This is a genomic window from Burkholderia sp. BCC0419 (assembly GCF_902830285.1).
In the GTDB taxonomy this organism is placed as follows: Bacteria; Pseudomonadota; Gammaproteobacteria; order Burkholderiales; family Burkholderiaceae; genus Burkholderia.
Genome location: NZ_CADESR010000001.1, coordinates 2,258,852 through 2,279,081, shown reverse-complemented (window position 1 = coordinate 2,279,081; position 20,230 = coordinate 2,258,852). Strand labels below are relative to the sequence as shown.

Sequence of the window (20,230 nt, the reverse complement as noted above, 5' to 3'; positions counted from 1 at the left end):
TCACGCCGCGCCCGGCATCGTTTCAATCTCGATCCACTAAATAGTATGACTAAGCATAGTGAAGTGCGCGGCATCGATCGCCGCGCGCGGCCGGTGCACGCCGGTCTTCGTGCCACGGTGGCGATTGCCTGCCTCGCCGGTTCGGGCGCCGCGCTCGCGCAGGATGGCGTCACGCTGTATGGCGTGATCGACGAATTCGCGCAGGTCGTGAATACGGGCAACGGCTATACGGCCGCGATCAACTCGGGCGGCCAGTGGGGCAGCCGGTTCGGGTTGAAGGGCGGCGAGGATATCGGTGGCGGCCAGAAGATCGAGTTCGCGCTGGAAAACGGTTTCAATCCGAACGACGGCTCGCTCGCGAGTGCCGGCAGCCTGTTCAACCGGCAGGCGTGGGTCGGCATCGCGGGACAGTGGGGCAAGGTGCGCGCGGGCCGGCAGAATTCGCCGCTGTTCAACGACCAGGGCGGACAGGATGCGTTCGGCGGCGTCACGCAGGCATCCGGCATGGACAACCTGACCGTGTTCGCGTTCCGCACGAGCAACACGCTGTCGTACCAGAGCCCGGAGATCGCCGGTTTCCAGGGCGGGCTGTACTTCGGGTTCGGCGATGCGGGCGGCGTGCGCTCGGCCGGGTCCAGCCAGCAGTTCGACCTGACCTACGAACACGGGCCGTTCGGCGCATTCGTCGCGGGCCAGTGGTTGAAGAACGCCGCAGCGACCACGACCGATCGCACGATCATGGCCGGTGCGTCTTACGCGATCGGCAAGGCGACCGTGTACGGCGGTTTTTCCGCGGTGAAGTGGGCCGACCTCGGGATCGATTCGCGTGTGTACGGGCTGTCGGTCAAATACCAGTTCAATCCTGCCAACTATGTCGCGCTCGGTTACGCGTATCTGCACGACCAGTCGTCGCAGGGCAACAATGCGGACCAGCTCGGGCTGATGTACGAGTACGACCTGTCGAAGCGCACGAGCTTCTACGGTGCGTTGTCATACCTGCGCAACCGCAACCAGGCCGGCTACACGCTCGCCGGTGCGGCGAACCCCGGCCTGCCGCTCGCGTACCCGGGCGCGAATGCGCGCGGCGTGCAACTCGGCATCGTGCATCGCTTCTGACGCACACACACGGCGCGACGCGCCGGGCCGTATGCGCCCGGCGCTTTCTCCGGGCGCGTTCGCGCCGTTACTTCCCCAGCCGCTCCGCCAGCGAATAGCGCTGCATGCAGCGCTCCATCGCGTCGAGAAACGCATGCTCGGCCGCGTTCATCTTGCGGTCGCGATGCCACAGCAGGAACACGTCGACATCGACGAGCCCGTCGTCGGGCGGCAGCCGCCACAGCCGCTGCTGTGCGATGTCGTCGCGCACGATGTGCTCGGGCAGGCAGCCGATCCCGTAGCCCGCGAAGATCAGCCGCCGCACTTCGTCGAGGCTCGGCGACGACGCGACGATGCGCCCCGTGAAGCCCTTCTGGTCGCGGAACACGGTGAGCGGCGACAGGCTGTCGCCGATCTGGTCGCTCGTGAACGACACGAAATTCTCCGCGAGCAGGTCGTCCATCCGCAACTGCGTCTGCCCGAACAGCCGGTGATGGCGGCCGCAGTAGATCGCATAGCGCTGGCGCAGGAAGCAGCGCATCTCCAGCTTGTCGTGCGGCGTGCGGCACAGGCCGAGGCCGGCCGTGGCCGTCTTCTGCAGCAGCGACGACAGGATGTCCGACGAGCGCATCACTTCGATCTGCAGGTCGATACGCGGATACGCGCGATGGAAATCCGCGAGGAACTCGTCGTAGACGGGCGATTCGATGCGGCTCACCGTCAGCAGCCGGATCGAGCCGGTCAGGTCGGCCGTGCTGTCGTCGATTTCGGTTTCGAGGCGCGAGATGCCGCCATAGATGTCGCTCGCGATCCGGTACACGGCTTCGCCGGCCGGCGTCGGCGCGAAGTGTGCGCCGCGCCGCTCGATCAGCCTGCGCTCGAGCGTCTGCTCCAGCCGCCGCAGCGCCTGGCTCACGGCCGGCTGCGTGACGTGCAGGCGGGCGGCCGCGCGGCTCACGCTGCGCTCCTGCATGATCACCAGATAGGTGCGCAGCAGGTTCCAGTCGAGGCGGTCGTTCAGGAACGGGGCGAGGTCGGGGCGCATCGGGTCTCCGGGGCGGCGGCGGGCAGGCATTAGTTGAATTTATGTCGAGAATAATAACTTGAAATTTGACTAATGATTTGCGGCCACCGATAAAGGAGGGGCGCCGCAGCGTGCGGCGCGAGGCCGCGACAGACGGCCGTCGTCACGATATTGCGTGTCGCGCCGCTGCGGCGCGCGTCAGGAGCCCGCATGACCCAGTCCCTTCCTTCCGCTCGCCAGCCGGCGCGCGCCGCGACGGCCGCGTTCATCGGCACGATGATCGAGTGGTACGACTTCTACATCTACGCGACCGCTGCCGCGCTCGTGTTCGGCGAACTCTATTTCCCGTCGCACGACCCGTTCGTCAGCACGATGGCGTCGTTCGCGACGTTCGCGGTCGGCTTCTTCGCGCGCCCGCTTGGCGGCGTGATCTTCGGCCATCTCGGCGACCGCATCGGCCGCAAGAAGGCGCTGATGACGACGCTGATGATGATGGGCGTCGCGACCGTGTGCGTCGGGCTGCTGCCCGATTATTCGAGGGTCGGCATGCTCGCGCCGGTGCTGCTCGTCGCGCTGCGCGTCGTGCAGGGGATCGCGGTCGGCGGCGAATGGGGCGGCGCGGTGCTGATGGCGGGCGAGCATGCGCCGCAGGGGCGCCGCACGTTCTTCGCATCGTTCGCGCAACTCGGCAGCCCGGCCGGGCTGATCCTGTCGCTGATCGCGTTCCGCGCGGTCACGTCGATGGACAAGGCCGACTTCCTCGCCTGGGGCTGGCGCCTGCCGTTTCTCGCGAGTTCGGTGCTGCTCGTGGTCGGCATCCTGATCCGGCTCGGCGTGAACGAGTCGCCGGAATTCGCGCGGGTCAAGGAAGCCAATCGCACGGTGAAACTGCCGGTCGCCGAAGTGTTCCGTTCCGCGTCGGGGCTCGTGCTGCTCTGCATCGGCGCGAACACGATCGGCATCGCGGGCGTCTATTTCACGAACACGTTCATGATCGCGTACACGACGCAGTACGTCGGCGTATCGCGCTCGCTGATCCTCGACAGCCTGTTCGCGGTCGCGATCATCCAGTTCTTCGCGCAGCCGATTGCCGCGTGGATCGCCGAGCGCATCGGCGGCGCGCGCTTCCTGAAACTTGCGGCGCTGCTCGCGATGCTGTCGCCGTATCCGATGTTCATGCTCGTGCAGGGCGGCACCTCCGCGTCGCTGATCGTGGGCATCGCGCTCGCCGTCGTCTGCATGGCCGGCTTCTATTCGGTGATCGCGGGCTTCGTCAGCGACGTGTTTCCCGCCCACGTGCGCTATTCGGCGATCTCGCTCGCTTACCAGATTTGCGGCGCGATCGCGGGCGGCCTGACGCCGCTCGTCGGCACGTGGCTCGCGCATCGCTTCGTGGGCCAGTGGTGGCCGCTCGCGGTGTTCTACACGTGTCTCGCCGGTATTTCGCTGCTCTGCATCGTCGCGCTCGATGCGCGCCGCGCCGCGCAGCCGGCCGCCGCCGAAGCGCTCGGCTCGCATTGAATCTCAACGAACGAATCGATCCGGAATGCATATGAATGACCTGCTGGAAATCGACGGCGCCCGCCTGTGGCAGAGCCTGACCGACATGGCGTGCGTCGGCGCGACGCCGCGCGGCGGCGTGCGGCGCCTCGCGCTCACCGATGACGACCGGCGCGGGCGCGACCTGTTCGCGCAATGGTGCCGCGATGCGGGGATGACGGTGAGCGTCGATGCGGTCGGCAACCTGTTCGCCCGGCGCGACGGCGCCGATGCGCAGGCCGCGCCGGTGCTGATCGGCAGCCATCTCGACACGCAGCCCGAAGGCGGCCGCTTCGACGGCGTCTACGGCGTGCTCGCCGCGCTCGAACTCGTGCGCACGCTGAACGACGCGGGCATCGCGACCGACAAGCCGCTCGAGATCGTGTCCTGGACCAACGAGGAAGGTGCGCGCTTCGCGCCGGCGATGCTCGGCTCGGCCGTGTTCACGGGCGCGTTGCCGCTCGACGACGCGCTCGCGAAGCAGGACGCCGACGGCGTCACGCTCGGTGCGGCGCTCGACGCGTGCGGCTACCGCGGCACGCGCGCAACGGGCGGCGCGGTCGACGCGTATTTCGAGGCGCATATCGAACAGGGGCCCGTGCTCGAGGCGAACGGCACGACGATCGGCATCGTCACGGGCGGGCAGGCGATCCGCTGGCTCGACGTGACGGTGACGGGCGTGGCCGCGCACGCGGGCACGACGCCGATGCCGTATCGCAAGGACGCGTATTTCGCGAGCGCGCAGATCGCGCTCGAACTCGAACGGATCGTCGCCGGCTACGCGCCGCGCGGGCTCGCGACCATCGGGCAGGTCGGCATCCGCAACGCGTCGCGCAACACGATTGCCGGCGACCTGACGTTCACGGTCGACCTGCGTCATCACGACGATGCCGAAGTCGATGCGATGGAGCGCGACCTGCGCGATGCATGCGCCCGCATTGCCGCCGCGCGCGGCGTGCAGGTGGCGATCGACACCTGCTGGCGCAGCCCGGCGACGCCGTTCGACCGCGATTGCGTCGGGCTGGTCGCGCAGGCGGCCGCCGTGTTCGGCTACACGCACGAGCGGATCGTGAGCGGCGCCGGCCACGATGCGATCCTGCTCGCGCGCCGTTTCCCGACCGCGATGGTGTTCATTCCGTGCGTCGACGGCCTGTCGCACAACGAAGCCGAGGATGCATTGCCCGACGACGTGACGCGCGGCACGAACGTGCTGCTCCATGCGGTGCTGGCGCGCGCGGGCATCGCGGCGCGCGTCGACGCGCCGGCTGCGACGCACGGCGCCTGATACGGCGAATCGACGAGGACTACGATGAAAACCTATTTCCATCCCGAACAACTGCTGCATCATCCGCGCAGCTACCTGTCGCGCGGCCAGATGCGCGAGCCGCAGGAAGTGCCCGAGCGCGCGGCGCGGCTCGTCGCGGCCGTCCGGTCGCTCGACTTCGACGTGCGCGAGCCGGCCGACCGCGGCACCGCGCCGATCGCGGCCGTGCACGACATGAACTATCTGCGCTTTCTCGAGGACGCGCATCGCGACTGGAAGCAGATGCCCGACGACTGGGGCGACGAAGTGATGTCGAACGTGTTCGTGCGCGATCCGAACCCGCTGCGCGGCGTGCTCGCGAAAGCCGCGCGCTATCTCGCCGACGGCAGTTGCCCGGTGGGCGCGAACACGTGGCGTGCGGCGTACTGGTCCGCGCAGGGCGCGCTGGCCGCGGCGGCCGACGTCAACGACGGCGCACGCGAAGCCTACGCGCTGTGCCGGCCGCCCGGCCATCATGCGCGCCGCGACGCGGCCGGCGGCTTCTGCTACCTGAACAATGCGGCGATCGCCGCGCAGGCGCTGCTCGGCCGCCATCGCCGCGTCGCGATTCTCGATACCGACATGCATCACGGGCAGGGCGTGCAGGAGATTTTCTACGGCCGCGACGATGTGCTGTACGTGTCGATCCACGGCGACCCGACCAACTTCTACCCGGTCGTCGCGGGCTACGAGGAAGAGACGGGGGCGGGCGCCGGCGACGGCTTCAACCTCAACCTGCCGATGCCGCACGGCGCGCCGGAGTCGACGTTCTTCGAGCGGCTCGACGACGCGCTGCGCGCGCTCGCGCGGTTCCAGCCCGATGCGCTCGTGCTCGCGCTCGGCTTCGACATCTACAAGGACGATCCGCAATCGAAGGTCGCGGTCACGACCGACGGGTTCGGGCGGCTCGGCGGCGCGATCGGTGCGCTCGGGCTGCCGACGGTGATCGTGCAGGAGGGCGGCTATCACCTCGCGAGTCTCGATGCGAATGCGCGCGCGTTCTTCGGCGGGTTTGCCGCGGGGCGCTGACCGAGCCGTCGGAACCGGACCGTACGCTCAAAATGAAAACGGCCGCATGGCGCGGCCGTAAAAATGCGTGCGGAAGGCTCCAGGTGGTCCGGACGTGGTCGCGCTTACGAATTCGCGGCGGCCGGTGAGCGGCGGCGCTGCGTGACCTGCAGCGTGACGAGCGCGAGTCCGGCGGCGGCGATCAGCGCGCCGACGAGCGGCACCGCCGCGTAGCCGAACCCGGCCGAGATCGCCGCACCGCCGGCGGCGGCGCCCACCGCGTTGCCGAGGTTGAACGCGCCGATGTTGACGGCCGATGCGAGGCCCGGCGCTTCATGGGCCGCGCGCATCACGCGCATCTGCAGCGGCGGCACGACTGCGAACGTCGCGATCCCCCAGACCAGCAGCGTGACGCCGGCGCCCGCATGCGTGGTGGCGAGCAGCGGGAACGCGGCCATCGTCGCGATCAGCAGCAACAGGAAGCCGATCAGCGTGCCGTCGAGCGAGCGGTCGGCCAGCCGGCCGCCCGCGATGTTGCCGATCGAGAAGCCGACGCCGATCAGCACGAGCATCGCAGTCACGAAGCCGGGCGTCGCGCCCGTCAGGTGTTCGAGCGTCGGCGCGACGTACGTATAGAGCGTGAACATCGCGCCGGCGCCGAGCACCGTCGTCCCGAGCGCGCCGAGCACGACGGGCCGCGTCAGCACGGAGAGTTCGGCACGCAGGTCGGGCATCTTGCCGGCTTCCCCCTTCGGCAGCGCGGCGAACAGGCCGGCGATCGCGATCAGGCCGAGGCCCGCGGTCGCGGCGAACGACATGCGCCAGCCGATGATGTGGCCGAGCCAGGTCGCGGCCGGCACGCCGCCGACGTTCGCGATCGTCAGGCCCATGAACATCGTCGCGACCGCGCTGGCCTGCTTTTCGCGCGGCACGAGGCTCGCCGCGACCACCGAGCCGAGCCCGAAGAACGCGCCGTGGTTGAGGCTCGTCACGAGGCGGGCGAGCAGCAGCGTCGTGTAGTCCGGTGCGACGGCCGACAGCAGGTTGCCGATCGTGAAGATCGACATCAGCGCGATCAGCGCGGAACGGCGCGACCAGCGCGCGAGCAGCAGCGTCATCAGCGGCGCGCCGACCATCACGCCGATCGCGTACGCGCTGATCAGCATGCCGGCTTGCGGAATCGACACGTGCACGCCGTCGGCGATCACGGGCAGCAGGCCCATCGGCGAGAACTCGGTCGTGCCGATGCCGAACGCGCCGGCGGCGAGCGCGAGCAGCGGCAGCGCGGCGCCGCCGCCCGGGCGGGACGGGGAGGAAGTCGTTGGGTTCACGCGGTGGGCTCCTGTAATCGGGGAACAACGGCACGAAGCCATTGAGGACAGCGCGAAGTGTGCCTGCATTACTTTTGCGGAAAAAGCCGTATCCGGACGAAATTATCTTGATTTCATGTCAACAATGCAGCGCGCGGGCGACGTGTGTGGCGTGACCCATGAGCCGCCCTGCAAGGCGCAACAGCAAAAAAAGCCCCGACCACAGGGGGACCGTGGCCGGGGCGGAAACGCATCCTCTCTTTGGCACGAGGGGTTGGATGCGCGCGCAGTATATTTCGGGCCAGGACGATTCGAATCGGCGTTAAACGGCCGTTTTTGATGTCAATTTGAAAATTGCGATGTCGTGGTGGCGTCCGTCGGCGTTCTGAAAGATTTTTCGGTGGCACGGCGGTGTCGTTTAGTGTGCAACAACAGCGAAAACGACGAGATCGCGGGAGGGCGATTCCGTCCGTCGGCCGGCGCTGCAAGTCGCATCGCCTGACCGCGCGCCGATGCGTCCGCATTCATTCAGCCCGGTTCGCCGGCCGCATCGCGGACCGCCGCGAGAAACCGCGCGACGACGGGCGACGGGGCCGCCGCCGCGCCGTCGAACACGAACTCGATGTCGAAGCGGCTCGCGAGTTCGTCGAGCGCGACGAGCCGGACCGTGCGCGGGCAGGTCGGCGATGCGCTTTCCGGCACGAACGCGCAGCCCATCCCGGCCGCGACGAGGCCGATCAGCGTCGGGATGTCGCTGCCGACCTGCGCGATGCGCGGCGTGAAGCCGGCCTGCTGGCACTGCGTCATCAGGAACCGGTGGTGCGCGGCGGAGCGCTGCGCATCGAACCAGACGAACGGCGCGTTCGCGACGTCGGCCAGCGTGCGCGGCGCGACGAAGCGGCCGCCCGGCGGCGCGGGCATCGCCAGTACGAAGCGGTCGCTCAACAGCCGCACGCCCGTCAGGTGCGGCGCTTCCTCGCGACGCCACGCCATGATCCCGGCGTCGAGCTGGCCGCGCATCAGCGCGCTCGCCTGTTCGGCCGACAGCATCGGCGCGATCGACAGTTTCACGTCCGGGCACGCATCGCGAAACGCCTTGAGGACGTTCGCGACGACCGGCAACGGCAGGCAGTTCGGCAGCGCGCCGAGCCGCAGTTCGCCGAGCTGGCCGGCCGCGCTGCGCAACGCGCGCTCGCGGCTGTCCTGCAGCATGGCGAGCAGGCCGGTCGCATCGTGCAGGAAGCTCGTGCCGGCCGCCGTGAGCGTGACGCCCGTCGCGCGACGGATCAGCAGCGGCGTGCCGATCGCGTCCTCGAGCTCGCGGATCTGCCGCGACAGCGCGGGCTGCACGATGCCGGCCGCACGGGCGCCGGCCATCACGCTGCCGGCCTGGGCGACGGCGACGAAGTAGCGCAGGTGACGCAGTTCGATCTGGCGCATGCGGTGTCTGGTCCAATGAGTGGGTATGCCTGAGAAGCATAACAAACGCCATTCGATGGTATTGGAAAGCATGACGGGCCTGCCGTACGATGACCGGCATTGCCGCATTCGCTTCGTCGCGAGTCGCGTGCGTTCCCTCCGTCCTCATTGCGTTCCGTCCCATGCCGCTCCATATCCCGACCCCTTATATCCGCTCGCCCATCGCGTCCCGCCGGCTCGGCAGGACCATCCGGCTGAAGCTCGATGTGCTGCAGCCGTCGGGCTCGTTCAAGCTGCGCGGCATCGGCGCCGTCTGCGAAGCGCGCCATGCGGACGGCGCCCGGCGGTTCGTGTCGTCGTCGGGCGGCAACGCGGGCATCGCGGTCGCGTATTGCGGCCGCGAGCTCGGCGTGCCGGTGCGCGTCGTCGTGCCGGAAAGCACCTCGGCCCGGGCGCGCGAGCTGATCCGCGTCGAAGGCGCGGAACTCGTCGTGCACGGCGCGAGTTGGGCGGAGGCGAATGCGTTCGCGCAGTCGGCGCTCGGCGAGCACGACGCGTTCGTGCATCCGTTCGACGACCGCGTGCTGTGGCAGGGCCACGCGACGATGATCGACGAGATGGCGGCGGTCGGCCCGAAGCCCGACGCGGTCGTGCTCGCGGTCGGCGGCGGCGGTCTGCTGTGCGGCGTGCTCGAAGGGCTGGCGCGCAACGGCTGGCACGACGTGCCGGTCGTCGCGGCCGAGACGGAAGGCGCCGACTGCTATGCGCGCTCGCTCGCGCAGGGGCGTCCGGTCGAACTGGCGGCAATCACGAGCATCGCGACGACGCTCGGCGCGAAGCGGCCGTGCGACGCGGCAGTCGAATGGGCGACGCGCCACGCGATCCATCCGGTCGTCGTGTCCGATGCCGACGCGGTGGCTGCATCGCTGCGGTTTCTCGACGAACACAGGATCGTCGTCGAGCCCGCGTGCGGCGCTGCGCTGGCCGCGCTGGAGCGGCCGGTGCCGGTGCTCGCGTCGGTAGCGGACATCGCGGTGATCGTCTGCGGCGGCGTGACCACGACCGTCGAGCATCTGCAGACGCTGCGCGCGACGTTGCGGTAGGTGGGGTCTCGGCAGTCGGAGCGGCGCGAGTTGGCGGGTGGCCCGCGATTTTCGCTTGTTGTGACTGTGGGCATGGGCCGCGCATGGCTGACCATGACGCGTCGACGTTGCCTTTCCGTCAATCCCGCGCGGCCGGCTACAGCCGGAGGGGCGGGAACGACCTCGCGGAATGATGCGGAAGGTGTGCGTACCGTCGCGTTGCGCCGCACGCGGCCGGCGCGACGATACGGGAGCGCGATCAGTTCGCGGTGGGTGCGCTCGCGCCGGACGGCGCGGACGATGCGACCGGGTTGGCGGTGGCCGGCGCAGGCGATGCGCTTGACTGCGCCGATGCCGATGCGGGCGCCGATGCCACTGACGAAGGCGCGGGCACGGCCGATGACGGAGTGGTGGTGGCCGGCGCTGCTGCCGGACCCGAATGAGACGGGGGCGCGGAAACCGGCGCGGCCGTCGAACCGGAGGTCGACGAGGGGGCCGGCGCGGTTGTTGGACCGGAAGCTGGCGCAGGCGCCGAAGCGGGAGCAGGAGCCGACGCAGGCGCCGGACCGGCCGCCGAAGCCGGCGTAGGCGCGGACGCCGCCGCGGGCGCCGCCCCCGAAGCCGGCGCTGACCCGGACGCGGCCGCCGGCGCGGCAGCGCGCATCGCCGCCGGCGCCGCGACGGCCGATGCCGCGGCCGGCACGGCATTCGCGCCCGACCCTGGCGCGACACCCGGCGCCGAAAGCGGCACCGGCGCCGCGGGCGGCGTCGGCACGACCGGCGTCGTCATCTTCATCGGTTCGCCCTGCGGCGTCGGCGCGGGCTCGGGCAGCGGCGCGACGGGTTCCTTCTCCGCGGCCTTCACGGTCGCGCGGTCGCGGCGCGCCGGGTCGATCTTCAGGAAATGGTCGACGAGCGTGAAGAAGCGCTCATAGAACACGCCGGCGGGAATCGTCTCGCTCGCGGTCTTGACGAGCGCATCGTCGCTCGACCCGATCGGCAGCGACAGCGAGCCGAACACGCTCAAGCCGACGCTGGCCGACGTATTCGATTTCTTCAGCGTATAGCGGTCCTGCACCGCGTTCACGTACGCGATGCTCGACGAGCCGTCCGCATCGGCATCCGCGCACACGACGTGAAACTCGATCACGACGTGCATGTCGTTGCTCGGCTGGAAATTCTTGCTGCCGTCGACCGCGTCGTTGCGCGACGACGACACCACGTAGCCCTGGCTCAGCAGTGCGCGCCGCGCGGCCTCGCAGGCCGCGTCGGATTTCGAGTGGAACGTATGCGCATACGGGCTGCTGGTCGCGTCGAACTGTTCCTGCTGGTAGATCGGCTTGGGCGGCGACGAGCATGCCGCCAGCACGGTCGCGGCCGCGAGCGCGCACGAAACGGAAAACAGGCGAAATCGGTTGTGCATGGCGTCTTTCAGAAGGCTCGGCGAGAGGCGGCGCAAGGGTAGTGCCCGAATTGATGCGCGTGCACATCTCGTATGGCCGGGGCGACATTATAGTTTCGTTTGATGTCGCGCTCGCTTCAGACGGCCGGCGCACCGCGCGCCGCGGCCAGCAATTGCGACGTCAGCGGATGATGTTCGCCGCGCCGCGAGCGGATCGCGTGGATCTCCTCGGTCACGTCGCCCGCCCGCCCGAGCCGCCTGAGCCCGCGCAGCAGCGACGCGTCGTTCGCGCCGAGTTCGCTCAGCGGAAACACGCCGAGGCCGCGCGCCGCGAACACGGCCATCAGCGCGCTGTCCTCGAACTCGCCCGCCACGCGCGGCACGATCCGCTCGCTTTCCAGCCACAGGTCGAGACGCGCACGCAATGCCGAATGCGCGGTCGGCAGCAGCACCGGCAGCTCGGCCAGGCACTGCGGAAAGCGCTGCCGCGCGGCCGGCGTGACGAGCGCCGCGGGCCCGTACCAGTCGACCGGCGACGCGACGAGCCGCTCGCTCGTCACGCGCAGGTTCGACCCGGACGGCGCGCCCTGGCCGGCCAGCACGAGATCCAGATGATGCAGCGCGAGTTCCGCGAGCAGCGCGTCGTGTTCGCCCTCGTGGCACAGCAGCCGCAGCGTGGGCGTGTCGAGCACCGGGGCCAGGATCGCGTGCGCGGCGAGTTTGGAGATGCCGTCCGCGAGGCCGACCGCGAGCCGCACGGTCGGCTGGCTGGCCGCCGCGCGCACGTCGTCGGGAATCAGCCGACCCATCTCGAAGATGACTTCCGCGCGCGCAAAGGCGGCCTGCCCGGCGTCGGTCATCGCGACGCCGCGCCCGGCCGGCCGCAGCAACTGGTGCCCGAGCGATTTCTCCAGCTCGCGCACCTGCGCGCTGATCGTCTGCACGGCCATGTCCAGCCGGCCGGCCGCCCGCGCGAAGCCGCCTTCCTTCACGACGACCCAGAAATAGTACAGATGTCGAAAATTCAGCATCGGAGCGCGATATATCGAAAAAACCGAACCTAAAGTCAGATTCTCTCTGATTTTTCCGAAGTGTGGGGCAGCATATCATCAGGCTTTCCACTTTCGTATCGGCCCATCCCATGGACTACCTGCTGACGCTTGCCGCCGACCCCGCCGTCTGGGCCGCGCTCCTGACGCTCGTCGTGATGGAAGTCGTGCTCGGCATCGACAACCTGATCTTCATCTCGATCCTCAGCAACAAGCTGCCCGAAGCGCAGCGCGCGCGTACGCAGCGCCTCGGCATCGCGCTCGCGCTGGTGATGCGCCTCGCGCTGCTCGGCAGCGTCGCGTGGATCGCGAGCCTGACCGAGCCCGTGTTCACGCTGTTCGACCATGCGTTCTCGTGGCGCGACATGATCCTGCTGGCGGGCGGCCTGTTCCTCGTGTGGAAGGCGACCACCGAGATCCATCACCACGTGTCGCACGACGGCGACGGCGCGGGCGGGGCCGCCGGCGCGGCCGGCCTGACGGTGTGGGCCGCGATCGGCCAGATCGTGATGCTCGACATCGTGTTCTCGATCGACAGCATCGTGACCGCGATCGGCATGACCGAGCACGTTCCGATCATGTTCGTCGCCGTGATCGTCGCCGTGACCGTCATGCTGTTCGCCGCGCAGCCTCTCGCACGCTTCATCGACCGCAACCCGACGATCGTGATGCTCGCGCTGTCGTTCCTGGTCGTGATCGGCATGACGCTGATCGCCGAAGGGTTCGGTTCGCACGTGCCGAAGGGGTACATCTACGCGGCGATGGCGTTCTCGGCGTTCGTCGAGGGCATGAACATGCTGGCGCGGCGCGCGAAGGCGAAGCGGGCAGCGCACGTGGCGCGCGACTGAGCCGGCGCACGTGACCCCGGCCGCTGCGGCGGCCGGCTCGCGCGCCTCATACGGAATCCGGATGAAATTCTCACGGAAAGGAGAAACGCGATGAAATGTCCTGTCTGCAAGACGCCCGACCTGCTGATGGCCGAGCGCCAGTCGATCGAGATCGATTACTGTCCGACCTGCCGCGGCGTGTGGCTCGATCGCGGCGAACTCGACAAGCTGATCGCCCGCGAAACCGGTGACGCGCCGGCTCGCCGCGACGCCGCGCCGGCGCAACACGATGCGCATGCGCCGCGCGACCGCGACGATGGCTGGGGTCGCGACGGCCGCTCGCACGACGAACGTTATCGGCACGACGGCCGGCGTCGCAAGAAGTCGGTGTTCGACCTGTTCGATTTCGATTGAAGCCGCAGTCCGCGCGCTTGAACGCGCGCGGCCCGATGCAAAAAAAGCCCCGCCCGGCATCGCGCCGGGGCGGGGCATTTTCATGCGCGTCGCGTCAGGACACGCGTCGACATTTACGCGTTGCCGGCCGTCACGTCGATGCGGCGCGGACGCGTTTCCTCGCGGCGCGGGATCGTCAGCGTCAGCACGCCGTCGCGCAGGTTCGCATCGATCCGCGACGTGTCGAGGTCGGCGCTCAGCACGAACGACCGTGCATAGCGCGTCGCGCGCACTTCCGCGTGCCGCACGCGCAGGTCGGCCGGCGTGTCGAGGTGCGTCGCGGCTTCGATCGTCAGCGTAGTGTCGTGCACCTTCACGTCGAGGTTGTCGCGCGGCACGCCGGGCAGGTCGGCCCGCAGCGTGACGCCGCGCAGGTCCTCGACGATGTCGACGGACGGGGTGATCGCGGGCCGGCGTGCGGCTTCGGCGGCGGCAGCGTGAACGGTGCTCGGGTGGCGTTCGGCCAGGGTCGGATTCGTGTTCATGTCGGTATCCTGAAGGTTACTGAATGGTGATCGCACGCGGCTTCGAGGCTTCGCGCCGACCGACGCGAATCAGCAGGCAGCCGTTTTCGTAGCGGGCGCTGACCTGGTCGGGGTCCGCATCGCGCGGCAGTTCGACCACGCGGCGGAACGCGCCGTGAAAGCGCTCCTGCGCATACGTGCGCACGTCGTCGCCTTCGGCGCGTGGCGCCGGTTTACGCTCGCCGCTGATCGTCAGCAGGTCCTTGTCGATCGATACGTCGAAGTCGGTCGCGGCCATGCCGGGCGCGAATGCGACGATTTCGATCGCATCGTCGGTGGCGCCGACGTTGAGTGCGGGAAAGGCGCCGGGGCGCACCGCGCGGATGCCGGCCGGACGTTCGCCGAGCAGGCTCGTCATCTGCCGCTGCACGCGGGCGAATTCGTCGAACAAGTCGTAGCCGTGATGGATACCGCTCATGTTGGTCCTCCTGAACAGGGAACGCGGGAGACGTGACGACGCGACGCCAGCGGCGGGCGCGACGGGTGACTCCACGGGGTCGATACGGGGGCGGTGCGTTGCATGCGGCACTGCCCGACGACGCTTAGTTAGTGGCCGCCGCCGCGCATTTCAAGAGGGAATGCGCAATCTGCATCGACGCCTGCGCGCGGGATTCGATGCGACAATCGCCGCGACATATCCGCAGACCAACCACACGGGACAACCATGGACATTCGACGTATCGCGATCGTCGGCGCCGGCGTGATCGGCGCGAGCTGGGCCGCTTTCTATCTGACGCAGGGCTTCGACGTCGTCGCGACCGACCCGGCGCCGCAAGCCGACGCGCGGCTGCGCGACGCGCTCGCCGCGTTTCTCGGCGAACGCGCCGCCGAACTTTCCGCGCGGCTGTCGTTCGACGCCGATCTCGTGCGTGCGCTGGATGGCGTCGACTTCGTGCAGGAGAACGGCCCCGAGCGGCTCGACCTGAAGCGCGCGCTCTATCGCCAGATGGACGACGTGCTGCCCGCGCACGTGCCGATCGCGTCGAGCTCGTCGGGCCTGAAGATGTCCGAGATCCAGACCGCGTGCGCGAAGCATCCGGAGCGCTGCCTGATCGCGCATCCGTTCAATCCGCCGCATCTGATCCCGCTCGTCGAGCTGGTCGGCGGCGATGCGACCGGCCAGGACGTGATCGCGCGCGTGAAGCAGTTCTACGATGCGCTCGGCAAGCAAACGATCGTGCTGAACAAGGAGATGACCGGCCACGTCGCGAACCGGCTCGCGGCCGCGTTGTTTCGCGAGGTGTATCACCTCGTCGGCGAAGGCGTGGTGAGCGTCGCCGATGCGGACAAGGCCGTCGCGTGGGGGCCAGGCCTGCGCTGGGGGCTGATGGGGCAGTGCCTGACCTATCACCTCGGCGGCGGCGCGGGCGGGATCGCGCATTTCCTCGAGCACCTGTCGGGGCCGATCACGAGCTGGTGGGACGACCTCGGCACGCCCTCGTTCGACCCGGAAGTCGATCGCAAGCTGAACGACGAGCTGCGCGCGATCCAGGGCGAGCGCTCGATGCAGGAGCTGGCGGCCGAGCGCGACCGGCTGCTCGTCGAACTGATCGACGCGCGGCGCCGCAGCTTCCTGCCCTGAGCCTGATCCGATCGCGCGCGGCGGCGGCGCCGGTCATTGCTGCGAGGTCGCTTGCTGGGCCGGCGGCACGTGGGCCAGCCACGCGGGGCTCACGGCCTGCACGAGTTCGCGGTTGCGCGCGCGGGTCGCGGCGTTCGGCGGGTAGTTGCCGTCGTTCGTCGGCAGTTCGCCGTCGAGATAGGCCTGCTTGAGCTGGTCGATGACTTCCGCGCGCGTCAGGCCCGGTGCGGGGGCCGACGCGTCGGTCTGGGCAAAGGCGGGGGACAGCAGCGCGGCGGCGGCGGTCGCGACGGCGAATCGCAGGACGTTCTTCATGGCGGGCTCCGATCAAGGGGACGGGGTACCGGATGCGCGCGGCGATGTGCGGTGCGTTCCGATGGGTCCCATTGTCGCGAGCGGGTGCTGCGCGGACGATGACGCGTGCCGGGCAAAGCTGTCAGGTGCGGGCGCGACCGCTCTCGTGCGGTGTGCGCGGCGCCGTTACAGCTCGGCGGCCGCCGTGATCAACGTGGCTTCCAGCGCGAGCGTCGAGCGCGACGCGGCCGCCGGGCGATCGATCACGTATTCGAGTTCGCCGAGTTCCGGCAGCCCCGCATCGAGCCGCGCGAGCCCGGCCGGGATCACGTAGCCGGCGAACGCGCTGACGCCGAGCCCCGCGCTCGCGGCCGCCCGCAACACCGCGATGCTGCTGCTCACGACGGCGATCCGGTAAGGGCGCCCGACGGCCTCGAGCGATTCGAGCACGCGGCGGCGCGACACGCTCGGCTCCGGATGCATCGCGAGCGGCAGCACGGCCTCGTGGCCGGTGATCCGCGAATCGGGGCCGGTGCACCAGTACAGCGGTTCGCTGCGGATCACGCGGCCGCGCCGGCTGCCGGCGATGCGCTTCGCGAACACGAGATCGTGCCGGCCCTCGTCGAGCGCGTCGAACAGGTCGCCCGACAGCCCGGTCGAGATCGCGAGCTCGACATCCGGATTGCGCTGCACGAAGCTCGCGAGCGCGGCCGTCAGGTGCGCCGACGCGAAATCCTCCGACATCGCGAGCCGCACCTTGCCCGACAGCGGCGGCCCGCATACCGACGTGACGGCCTCGTCCATCAGTTCGAGGATGCGCACCGCGTAGCGGAACAGCGCGTCGCCGTGCTGCGACAGGTGCACGTTGCGCGTGTCGCGCTCGAACAGCGGCCGGTCGAGCAGCTCCTCGAGGCGGCGGATATGCTGGCTGACGGTCGACTGCGACAGGTTCACGCGCTCGGATGCGGCGGTGAAGCTGCCGGACTGGGCGACGGCGACGAAGCTGCGCAGCAACTCGGGCGGTAACGGACGCATTGCTAAATCCACTGAATCGGTTTCGACAACTTCATAAATGACCGGATTTTGCGGCGCTAGTATCGGATCACGCGCCAGTGCGGCCTCCGCGAACGGGGGGCACCGGACGCGTAGCCCGTGTCGTGCCGCCGATTGCATCGATCAGTCTAAGCCATCCGGCGTCCGGCCCGAAACCGCATCATCCCATCGACCCCGAGAACGCGCTCGCACGACGAGCCGCCGGGCCGCGGCGCCCCGCCGCAGGAGACGGACAGTCCGCCCGGGATCGGCGTGCGGGCCTGGCTCCCGCACGCGTCAGGCGCCCGTCACGAAGAGACTGGAGACGACTCATGATCATCTACGGAACCGCGCTGCTGGCGTTCTGCCACCTGGCCGGACTGTTTCTCGGCGACCTGCTCGGCAGCGCGATCGGCGTGAAGACCAACGTCGGCGGCGTCGGCATCGCGATGCTGCTGCTGATCTGCCTGCGCCTGTGGCTGCACCGGCGCGGCTGGCTGCCGAAGGAGACCGAGGCCGGCGTCGGTTTCTGGGGCGCGATGTACATTCCCGTCGTCGTCGCGATGGCCGCGAACCAGAACGTCGTCGCCGCGCTGAAGGGCGGCCCGGTCGCGCTGCTCGCCGCGGTCGGCGCGGTCGCGATCTGCGCATGCTGCATCGCGGTACTTGCGCGCACGGGGCGCGACGACACGGCCTTCGCGGGCGTGCCGCAATTCGAAGAACAGTAACGGAGGCCGCCATGCTGCAGATGCTCGAAAAAACCGTCGCCCACAACGGGCTCGTCGCGTCGTTCGCGCTGGTCGGCCTGATCATGTGGCTGTCGTCGATCGCGTCGCGCAAGCTCACGTTCGGCCGCGTGCACGGCTCGGCGATCGCGATCGTCATCGGCCTCGTGCTCGCCTACGTCGGCGGCGCATTCACCGGTGGCGAGAAGGGGCTGGCCGACGTCAAGCTGTTCGCCGGTATCGGCCTGATGGGCGGCGCGATGCTCCGCGATTTCGCGATCGTCGCGACCGCGTTCGAAGTGCAGCCGACCGAGGCGCGCAAGGCCGGGCTCGTCGGCGTCGTGTCGCTGCTGCTCGGCACCGTGCTGCCGTTCATCGTCGGCGCGTGCGTCGCGCGCGCGTTCGGCTATACCGACGCGGTCAGCATGACGACGATCGGCGCGGGCGCCGTCACCTACATCGTCGGCCCCGTCACGGGCGCGGCGATCGGCGCGAGCTCCGACGTGATCGCGCTCAGCATCGCGACGGGGCTCGTCAAGGCGATCATCGTGATGGTCGGCACGCCGGTCGCGGCCAACTTCATGGGCCTGAAGACGCCGCGCTCCGCGATGATCTTCGGCGGGCTGGCCGGCACCGTCAGCGGCGTGAGCGCGGGGCTCGCCGCGACCGACCGCCGGCTCGTGCCGTACGGCGCGCTGGTCGCGACGTTCCATACCGGCGTCGGCTGCCTGCTCGGGCCGTCGCTGCTGTTCTTCACGACGCGCGCGCTGGTCGGCGCGTAGGGCGATGCGACGCGGCCCGCGCGCGGGCCGTATCCATCGCGGCGTCCTCTGAGTCGCATTCGGCAACATCATCAATCGGCGGCGGCGCCAGGCTTAGAATGCCGCTGAACCATCGAAGCGGAGAACTGTTCATGACCGGATGGAATCACGCGCGGCAGGCGCGCGATGCACGCCTCGCGGCCGGCGCGGCTTACGCGCAGGGCAAGCGGGTCGATGCGCGCGACACCGTCGCGTTGCTCGAAGCGGTGCTGCGGCCCGGCGACCGCGTGTGCCTCGAAGGCGACAACCAGAAGCAGGCGGACCTGCTCGCGACGGCGCTCGCCGACGTCGACAGCGCGAAGATCCACGACCTGCACATGGTGCAGTCGGGCGTCGTGCTGCCCGAGCATCTCGACGTATTCGAGCGCGGCATCGCGAAGCGGCTCGACTTCGCGTATTCGGGCCCGCAGTCGCAGCGCATCGCGAAGCTGCTGTTCGGCGGCAAGATCGCGCTTGGCGCGGTGCATACCTATCTCGAACTGTTCGCCCGCTACTTCATCGACCTCACGCCGCAGGTCGCGCTGATCGCGGCCGTGAGCGCCGATCGCGACGGCAACCTGTACACCGGCCCGAACACCGAGGACACGCCGACCGTCGTCGAGGCCACCGCGTTCAAGGACGGCATCGTGATCGCGCAGGTCGACCGCATCGTCGACAAGGTGCCGCGCGTCGACATCCCCGGCGACCGCGTGCATTTCGTCGTCGAAGCCGGCCGGCCGTTCTATGTCGAGCCGCTGTTCACGCGCGATCCGGCCGCGATCACCGAAACGCAGATCCTCACCGCGATGCTCGCGATCAAAGGCATCTACGAGCCGTACGGCATCAAGCGCCTGAACCACGGGATCGGCTTCAACACGGCCGCGATCGAGCTGCTGCTGCCGACCTACGGCGCGAAGCTCGGGCTGAAGGGCAAGGTCTGCACGCACTGGGCGCTCAATCCGCACCCGACGCTGATTCCCGCGATCGAATCGGGATGGGTCGAGCAGATCCATTGCTTCGGCTCCGAAGTCGGGATGGACGACTACATCCGCGCGCGCTCCGACGTGTGGTTCACGGGCCCCGACGGGTCGCTGCGCTCGAATCGCGCGTTCTGCCAGACGGCCGGCCTCTATGCGTGCGACATGTTCATCGGCTCGACGCTGCAGATCGATCTGTCCGGCCATTCGTCGACGGTCACCGCCGAGCGCATCGCCGGCTTCGGCGGCGCACCGAACATGGGCAGCGACGCGCGCGGCCGGCGCCATCCGAGCGAGCCATGGCTGAAGGCCGGCGCGCAAGCCGACCCCGACACGCCGGCGGCGCTGCGGCGCGGCCGCAAGCTGGTCGTGCAGATCGGCGAGACGTTCGGCGACAAGAACGTGCCGATGTTCGTCGAGCAGCTCGACGCGCTGAAGCTCGCCGACAAGCTGCAGCTCGACCTCGCGCCGATCATGGTCTATGGCGACGACGTCACGCACATCGTCACCGAGGAAGGGATCGCGAACCTGCTGATGTGCCGCGACAAGGACGAACGCGAGCACGCGATCCGCGGCGTGGCCGGCTATACGGACGTCGGCCGCGGCCGCGATCGCAGGATGGTCGAGCGGCTGCGCGAGCGCGGCGTGATCCGCCGCCCGGAGGATCTCGGCATCGATCCGCTCGACGCCGATCGCCGCTGGCTCGCCGCGCGCTCGATCAAGGATCTGGTGCACTGGTCGGGCGGGCTCTATGCGCCGCCGGCCCGGTTCCGCAACTGGTGAGG

At 69.3% G+C, this 20,230-nt stretch carries 20 protein-coding genes; 11 read left to right on the top strand and 9 right to left on the bottom strand.

The features are described 5' to 3' along the window. Positions 1–45 precede the first annotated feature (45 nt). The gene (locus tag HWW87_RS10150) at positions 46–1,116 is read left to right on the top strand and encodes a porin (RefSeq protein WP_175820177.1); all 1,071 of its coding nucleotides are present in this window, start codon (positions 46–48) and stop codon (positions 1,114–1,116) included. Between the two features lie 67 nt (positions 1,117–1,183). Here HWW87_RS10150 and HWW87_RS10145 read toward each other — a convergent pair whose 3' ends face one another. Next, on the bottom strand, positions 1,184–2,140 hold the full coding sequence (locus HWW87_RS10145; RefSeq protein WP_175820176.1) for a LysR family transcriptional regulator: 957 nt from the start codon (positions 2,138–2,140) through the stop codon (positions 1,184–1,186). A gap of 189 nt (positions 2,141–2,329) precedes the next feature. On the opposite strand from HWW87_RS10145, the gene HWW87_RS10140 reads away from it, so the two are divergent. Genes HWW87_RS10140 through HWW87_RS10130 form a run of 3 tightly spaced genes read left to right on the top strand, consistent with a single transcriptional unit; the run spans position 2,330 to position 5,990 of the window. Beyond that, positions 2,330–3,640 (top strand): MFS transporter, encoded by a 1,311-nt coding sequence (locus HWW87_RS10140; RefSeq protein WP_175820175.1) that lies wholly within the window; start codon positions 2,330–2,332, stop codon positions 3,638–3,640. Positions 3,641–3,671: 31 nt separating this feature from the next. Then, positions 3,672–4,943, top strand: coding sequence for a Zn-dependent hydrolase (locus tag HWW87_RS10135; RefSeq protein WP_175820174.1), 1,272 nt, complete (start codon positions 3,672–3,674; stop codon positions 4,941–4,943). 24 nt (positions 4,944–4,967) lie between these two features. Further along, positions 4,968–5,990, top strand: coding sequence for a histone deacetylase family protein (locus HWW87_RS10130; protein ID WP_175820173.1), 1,023 nt, complete (start codon positions 4,968–4,970; stop codon positions 5,988–5,990). 104 nt (positions 5,991–6,094) lie between these two features. Here HWW87_RS10130 and HWW87_RS10125 read toward each other — a convergent pair whose 3' ends face one another. Both HWW87_RS10125 and HWW87_RS10120 read right to left on the bottom strand, forming a co-directional pair. Next, entirely contained in the window at positions 6,095–7,300 is a 1,206-nt protein-coding gene (locus tag HWW87_RS10125) for an MFS transporter (RefSeq protein WP_174389594.1), read from the bottom strand. Positions 7,301–7,807: 507 nt separating this feature from the next. Next, positions 7,808–8,719: a LysR family transcriptional regulator gene (locus tag HWW87_RS10120; RefSeq protein WP_174389593.1), complete on the bottom strand. Its 912-nt coding sequence runs from the start codon at positions 8,717–8,719 to the stop codon at positions 7,808–7,810. Positions 8,720–8,880: 161 nt separating this feature from the next. Between HWW87_RS10120 and HWW87_RS10115 the strand changes: the two genes are divergently transcribed. After that, entirely contained in the window at positions 8,881–9,801 is a 921-nt protein-coding gene (locus HWW87_RS10115) for a pyridoxal-phosphate dependent enzyme (protein WP_175820172.1), read from the top strand. Positions 9,802–10,039: 238 nt separating this feature from the next. On the opposite strand, the gene HWW87_RS10110 is transcribed toward HWW87_RS10115, so the two are convergent. Both HWW87_RS10110 and HWW87_RS10105 read right to left on the bottom strand, forming a co-directional pair. Continuing rightward, positions 10,040–11,203 carry a DUF2242 domain-containing protein gene (locus HWW87_RS10110; RefSeq protein ID WP_175820171.1) on the bottom strand — a complete coding sequence of 388 codons (1,164 nt, stop codon included), beginning with the start codon at positions 11,201–11,203 and terminating at the stop codon, positions 10,040–10,042. A 116-nt stretch (positions 11,204–11,319) separates the two neighbouring features. Continuing rightward, entirely contained in the window at positions 11,320–12,213 is an 894-nt protein-coding gene (locus HWW87_RS10105; RefSeq protein WP_175820170.1) for a LysR family transcriptional regulator, read from the bottom strand. A gap of 110 nt (positions 12,214–12,323) precedes the next feature. On the opposite strand from HWW87_RS10105, the gene HWW87_RS10100 reads away from it, so the two are divergent. Further along, positions 12,324–13,079 (top strand): TerC family protein, encoded by a 756-nt coding sequence (locus HWW87_RS10100; protein ID WP_175820169.1) that lies wholly within the window; start codon positions 12,324–12,326, stop codon positions 13,077–13,079. 90 nt (positions 13,080–13,169) lie between these two features. Further along, the gene (locus tag HWW87_RS10095) at positions 13,170–13,472 is read left to right on the top strand and encodes a zf-TFIIB domain-containing protein (protein WP_175820168.1); all 303 of its coding nucleotides are present in this window, start codon (positions 13,170–13,172) and stop codon (positions 13,470–13,472) included. Positions 13,473–13,585: 113 nt separating this feature from the next. Here HWW87_RS10095 and HWW87_RS10090 read toward each other — a convergent pair whose 3' ends face one another. Both HWW87_RS10090 and HWW87_RS10085 read right to left on the bottom strand, forming a co-directional pair. Further along, on the bottom strand, positions 13,586–13,996 hold the full coding sequence (locus tag HWW87_RS10090; protein ID WP_175820167.1) for an Hsp20/alpha crystallin family protein: 411 nt from the start codon (positions 13,994–13,996) through the stop codon (positions 13,586–13,588). 16 nt (positions 13,997–14,012) lie between these two features. Continuing rightward, the gene (locus HWW87_RS10085) at positions 14,013–14,453 is read right to left on the bottom strand and encodes an Hsp20/alpha crystallin family protein (RefSeq protein WP_175820166.1); all 441 of its coding nucleotides are present in this window, start codon (positions 14,451–14,453) and stop codon (positions 14,013–14,015) included. 246 nt (positions 14,454–14,699) lie between these two features. On the opposite strand from HWW87_RS10085, the gene HWW87_RS10080 reads away from it, so the two are divergent. Then, positions 14,700–15,617, top strand: coding sequence for a 3-hydroxyacyl-CoA dehydrogenase NAD-binding domain-containing protein (locus HWW87_RS10080; protein ID WP_174390802.1), 918 nt, complete (start codon positions 14,700–14,702; stop codon positions 15,615–15,617). A gap of 33 nt (positions 15,618–15,650) precedes the next feature. On the opposite strand, the gene HWW87_RS10075 is transcribed toward HWW87_RS10080, so the two are convergent. Both HWW87_RS10075 and HWW87_RS10070 read right to left on the bottom strand, forming a co-directional pair. After that, the gene (locus HWW87_RS10075; protein WP_175820165.1) at positions 15,651–15,932 is read right to left on the bottom strand and encodes a DUF4148 domain-containing protein; all 282 of its coding nucleotides are present in this window, start codon (positions 15,930–15,932) and stop codon (positions 15,651–15,653) included. Positions 15,933–16,097: 165 nt separating this feature from the next. Further along, positions 16,098–16,946 carry a LysR substrate-binding domain-containing protein gene (locus HWW87_RS10070; RefSeq protein ID WP_012328224.1) on the bottom strand — a complete coding sequence of 283 codons (849 nt, stop codon included), beginning with the start codon at positions 16,944–16,946 and terminating at the stop codon, positions 16,098–16,100. A gap of 329 nt (positions 16,947–17,275) precedes the next feature. Between HWW87_RS10070 and madL the strand changes: the two genes are divergently transcribed. From madL to mdcA, 3 genes are all read left to right on the top strand, one after another. Further along, entirely contained in the window at positions 17,276–17,671 is a 396-nt protein-coding gene (gene madL, locus HWW87_RS10065) for a malonate transporter subunit MadL (RefSeq protein ID WP_006485307.1), read from the top strand. An 11-nt stretch (positions 17,672–17,682) separates the two neighbouring features. Then, a complete protein-coding gene (gene madM, locus HWW87_RS10060; RefSeq protein WP_027808885.1) occupies positions 17,683–18,450 on the top strand; it encodes a malonate transporter subunit MadM in 768 nt (255 codons plus the stop codon). Positions 18,451–18,581: 131 nt separating this feature from the next. Next, positions 18,582–20,228: a malonate decarboxylase subunit alpha gene (mdcA, locus tag HWW87_RS10055; RefSeq protein WP_175820164.1), complete on the top strand. Its 1,647-nt coding sequence runs from the start codon at positions 18,582–18,584 to the stop codon at positions 20,226–20,228. Positions 20,229–20,230 lie beyond the last annotated feature (2 nt).

Bases quoted from the DNA above. Each gene is read 5' to 3' on its own strand.
- HWW87_RS10150 (WP_175820177.1), top strand. From the start codon at position 46: ATGACTAAGCATAGTGAAGTGCGCGGCATCGATCGCCGCGCGCGGCCG.
- HWW87_RS10145 (WP_175820176.1), bottom strand. From the start codon at position 2,140: ATGCGCCCCGACCTCGCCCCGTTCCTGAACGACCGCCTCGACTGGAAC.
- HWW87_RS10140 (WP_175820175.1), top strand. From the start codon at position 2,330: ATGACCCAGTCCCTTCCTTCCGCTCGCCAGCCGGCGCGCGCCGCGACG.
- HWW87_RS10135 (WP_175820174.1), top strand. From the start codon at position 3,672: ATGAATGACCTGCTGGAAATCGACGGCGCCCGCCTGTGGCAGAGCCTG.
- HWW87_RS10130 (WP_175820173.1), top strand. From the start codon at position 4,968: ATGAAAACCTATTTCCATCCCGAACAACTGCTGCATCATCCGCGCAGC.
- HWW87_RS10120 (WP_174389593.1), bottom strand. From the start codon at position 8,719: ATGCGCCAGATCGAACTGCGTCACCTGCGCTACTTCGTCGCCGTCGCC.
- HWW87_RS10115 (WP_175820172.1), top strand. From the start codon at position 8,881: ATGCCGCTCCATATCCCGACCCCTTATATCCGCTCGCCCATCGCGTCC.
- HWW87_RS10110 (WP_175820171.1), bottom strand. From the start codon at position 11,203: ATGCACAACCGATTTCGCCTGTTTTCCGTTTCGTGCGCGCTCGCGGCC.
- HWW87_RS10105 (WP_175820170.1), bottom strand. From the start codon at position 12,213: ATGCTGAATTTTCGACATCTGTACTATTTCTGGGTCGTCGTGAAGGAA.
- HWW87_RS10100 (WP_175820169.1), top strand. From the start codon at position 12,324: ATGGACTACCTGCTGACGCTTGCCGCCGACCCCGCCGTCTGGGCCGCG.
- HWW87_RS10095 (WP_175820168.1), top strand. From the start codon at position 13,170: ATGAAATGTCCTGTCTGCAAGACGCCCGACCTGCTGATGGCCGAGCGC.
- HWW87_RS10090 (WP_175820167.1), bottom strand. From the start codon at position 13,996: ATGAACACGAATCCGACCCTGGCCGAACGCCACCCGAGCACCGTTCAC.
- HWW87_RS10085 (WP_175820166.1), bottom strand. From the start codon at position 14,453: ATGAGCGGTATCCATCACGGCTACGACTTGTTCGACGAATTCGCCCGC.
- HWW87_RS10080 (WP_174390802.1), top strand. From the start codon at position 14,700: ATGGACATTCGACGTATCGCGATCGTCGGCGCCGGCGTGATCGGCGCG.
- HWW87_RS10075 (WP_175820165.1), bottom strand. From the start codon at position 15,932: ATGAAGAACGTCCTGCGATTCGCCGTCGCGACCGCCGCCGCCGCGCTG.
- HWW87_RS10070 (WP_012328224.1), bottom strand. From the start codon at position 16,946: ATGCGTCCGTTACCGCCCGAGTTGCTGCGCAGCTTCGTCGCCGTCGCC.
- madL (WP_006485307.1), top strand. From the start codon at position 17,276: ATGATCATCTACGGAACCGCGCTGCTGGCGTTCTGCCACCTGGCCGGA.
- madM (WP_027808885.1), top strand. From the start codon at position 17,683: ATGCTGCAGATGCTCGAAAAAACCGTCGCCCACAACGGGCTCGTCGCG.
- mdcA (WP_175820164.1), top strand. From the start codon at position 18,582: ATGACCGGATGGAATCACGCGCGGCAGGCGCGCGATGCACGCCTCGCG.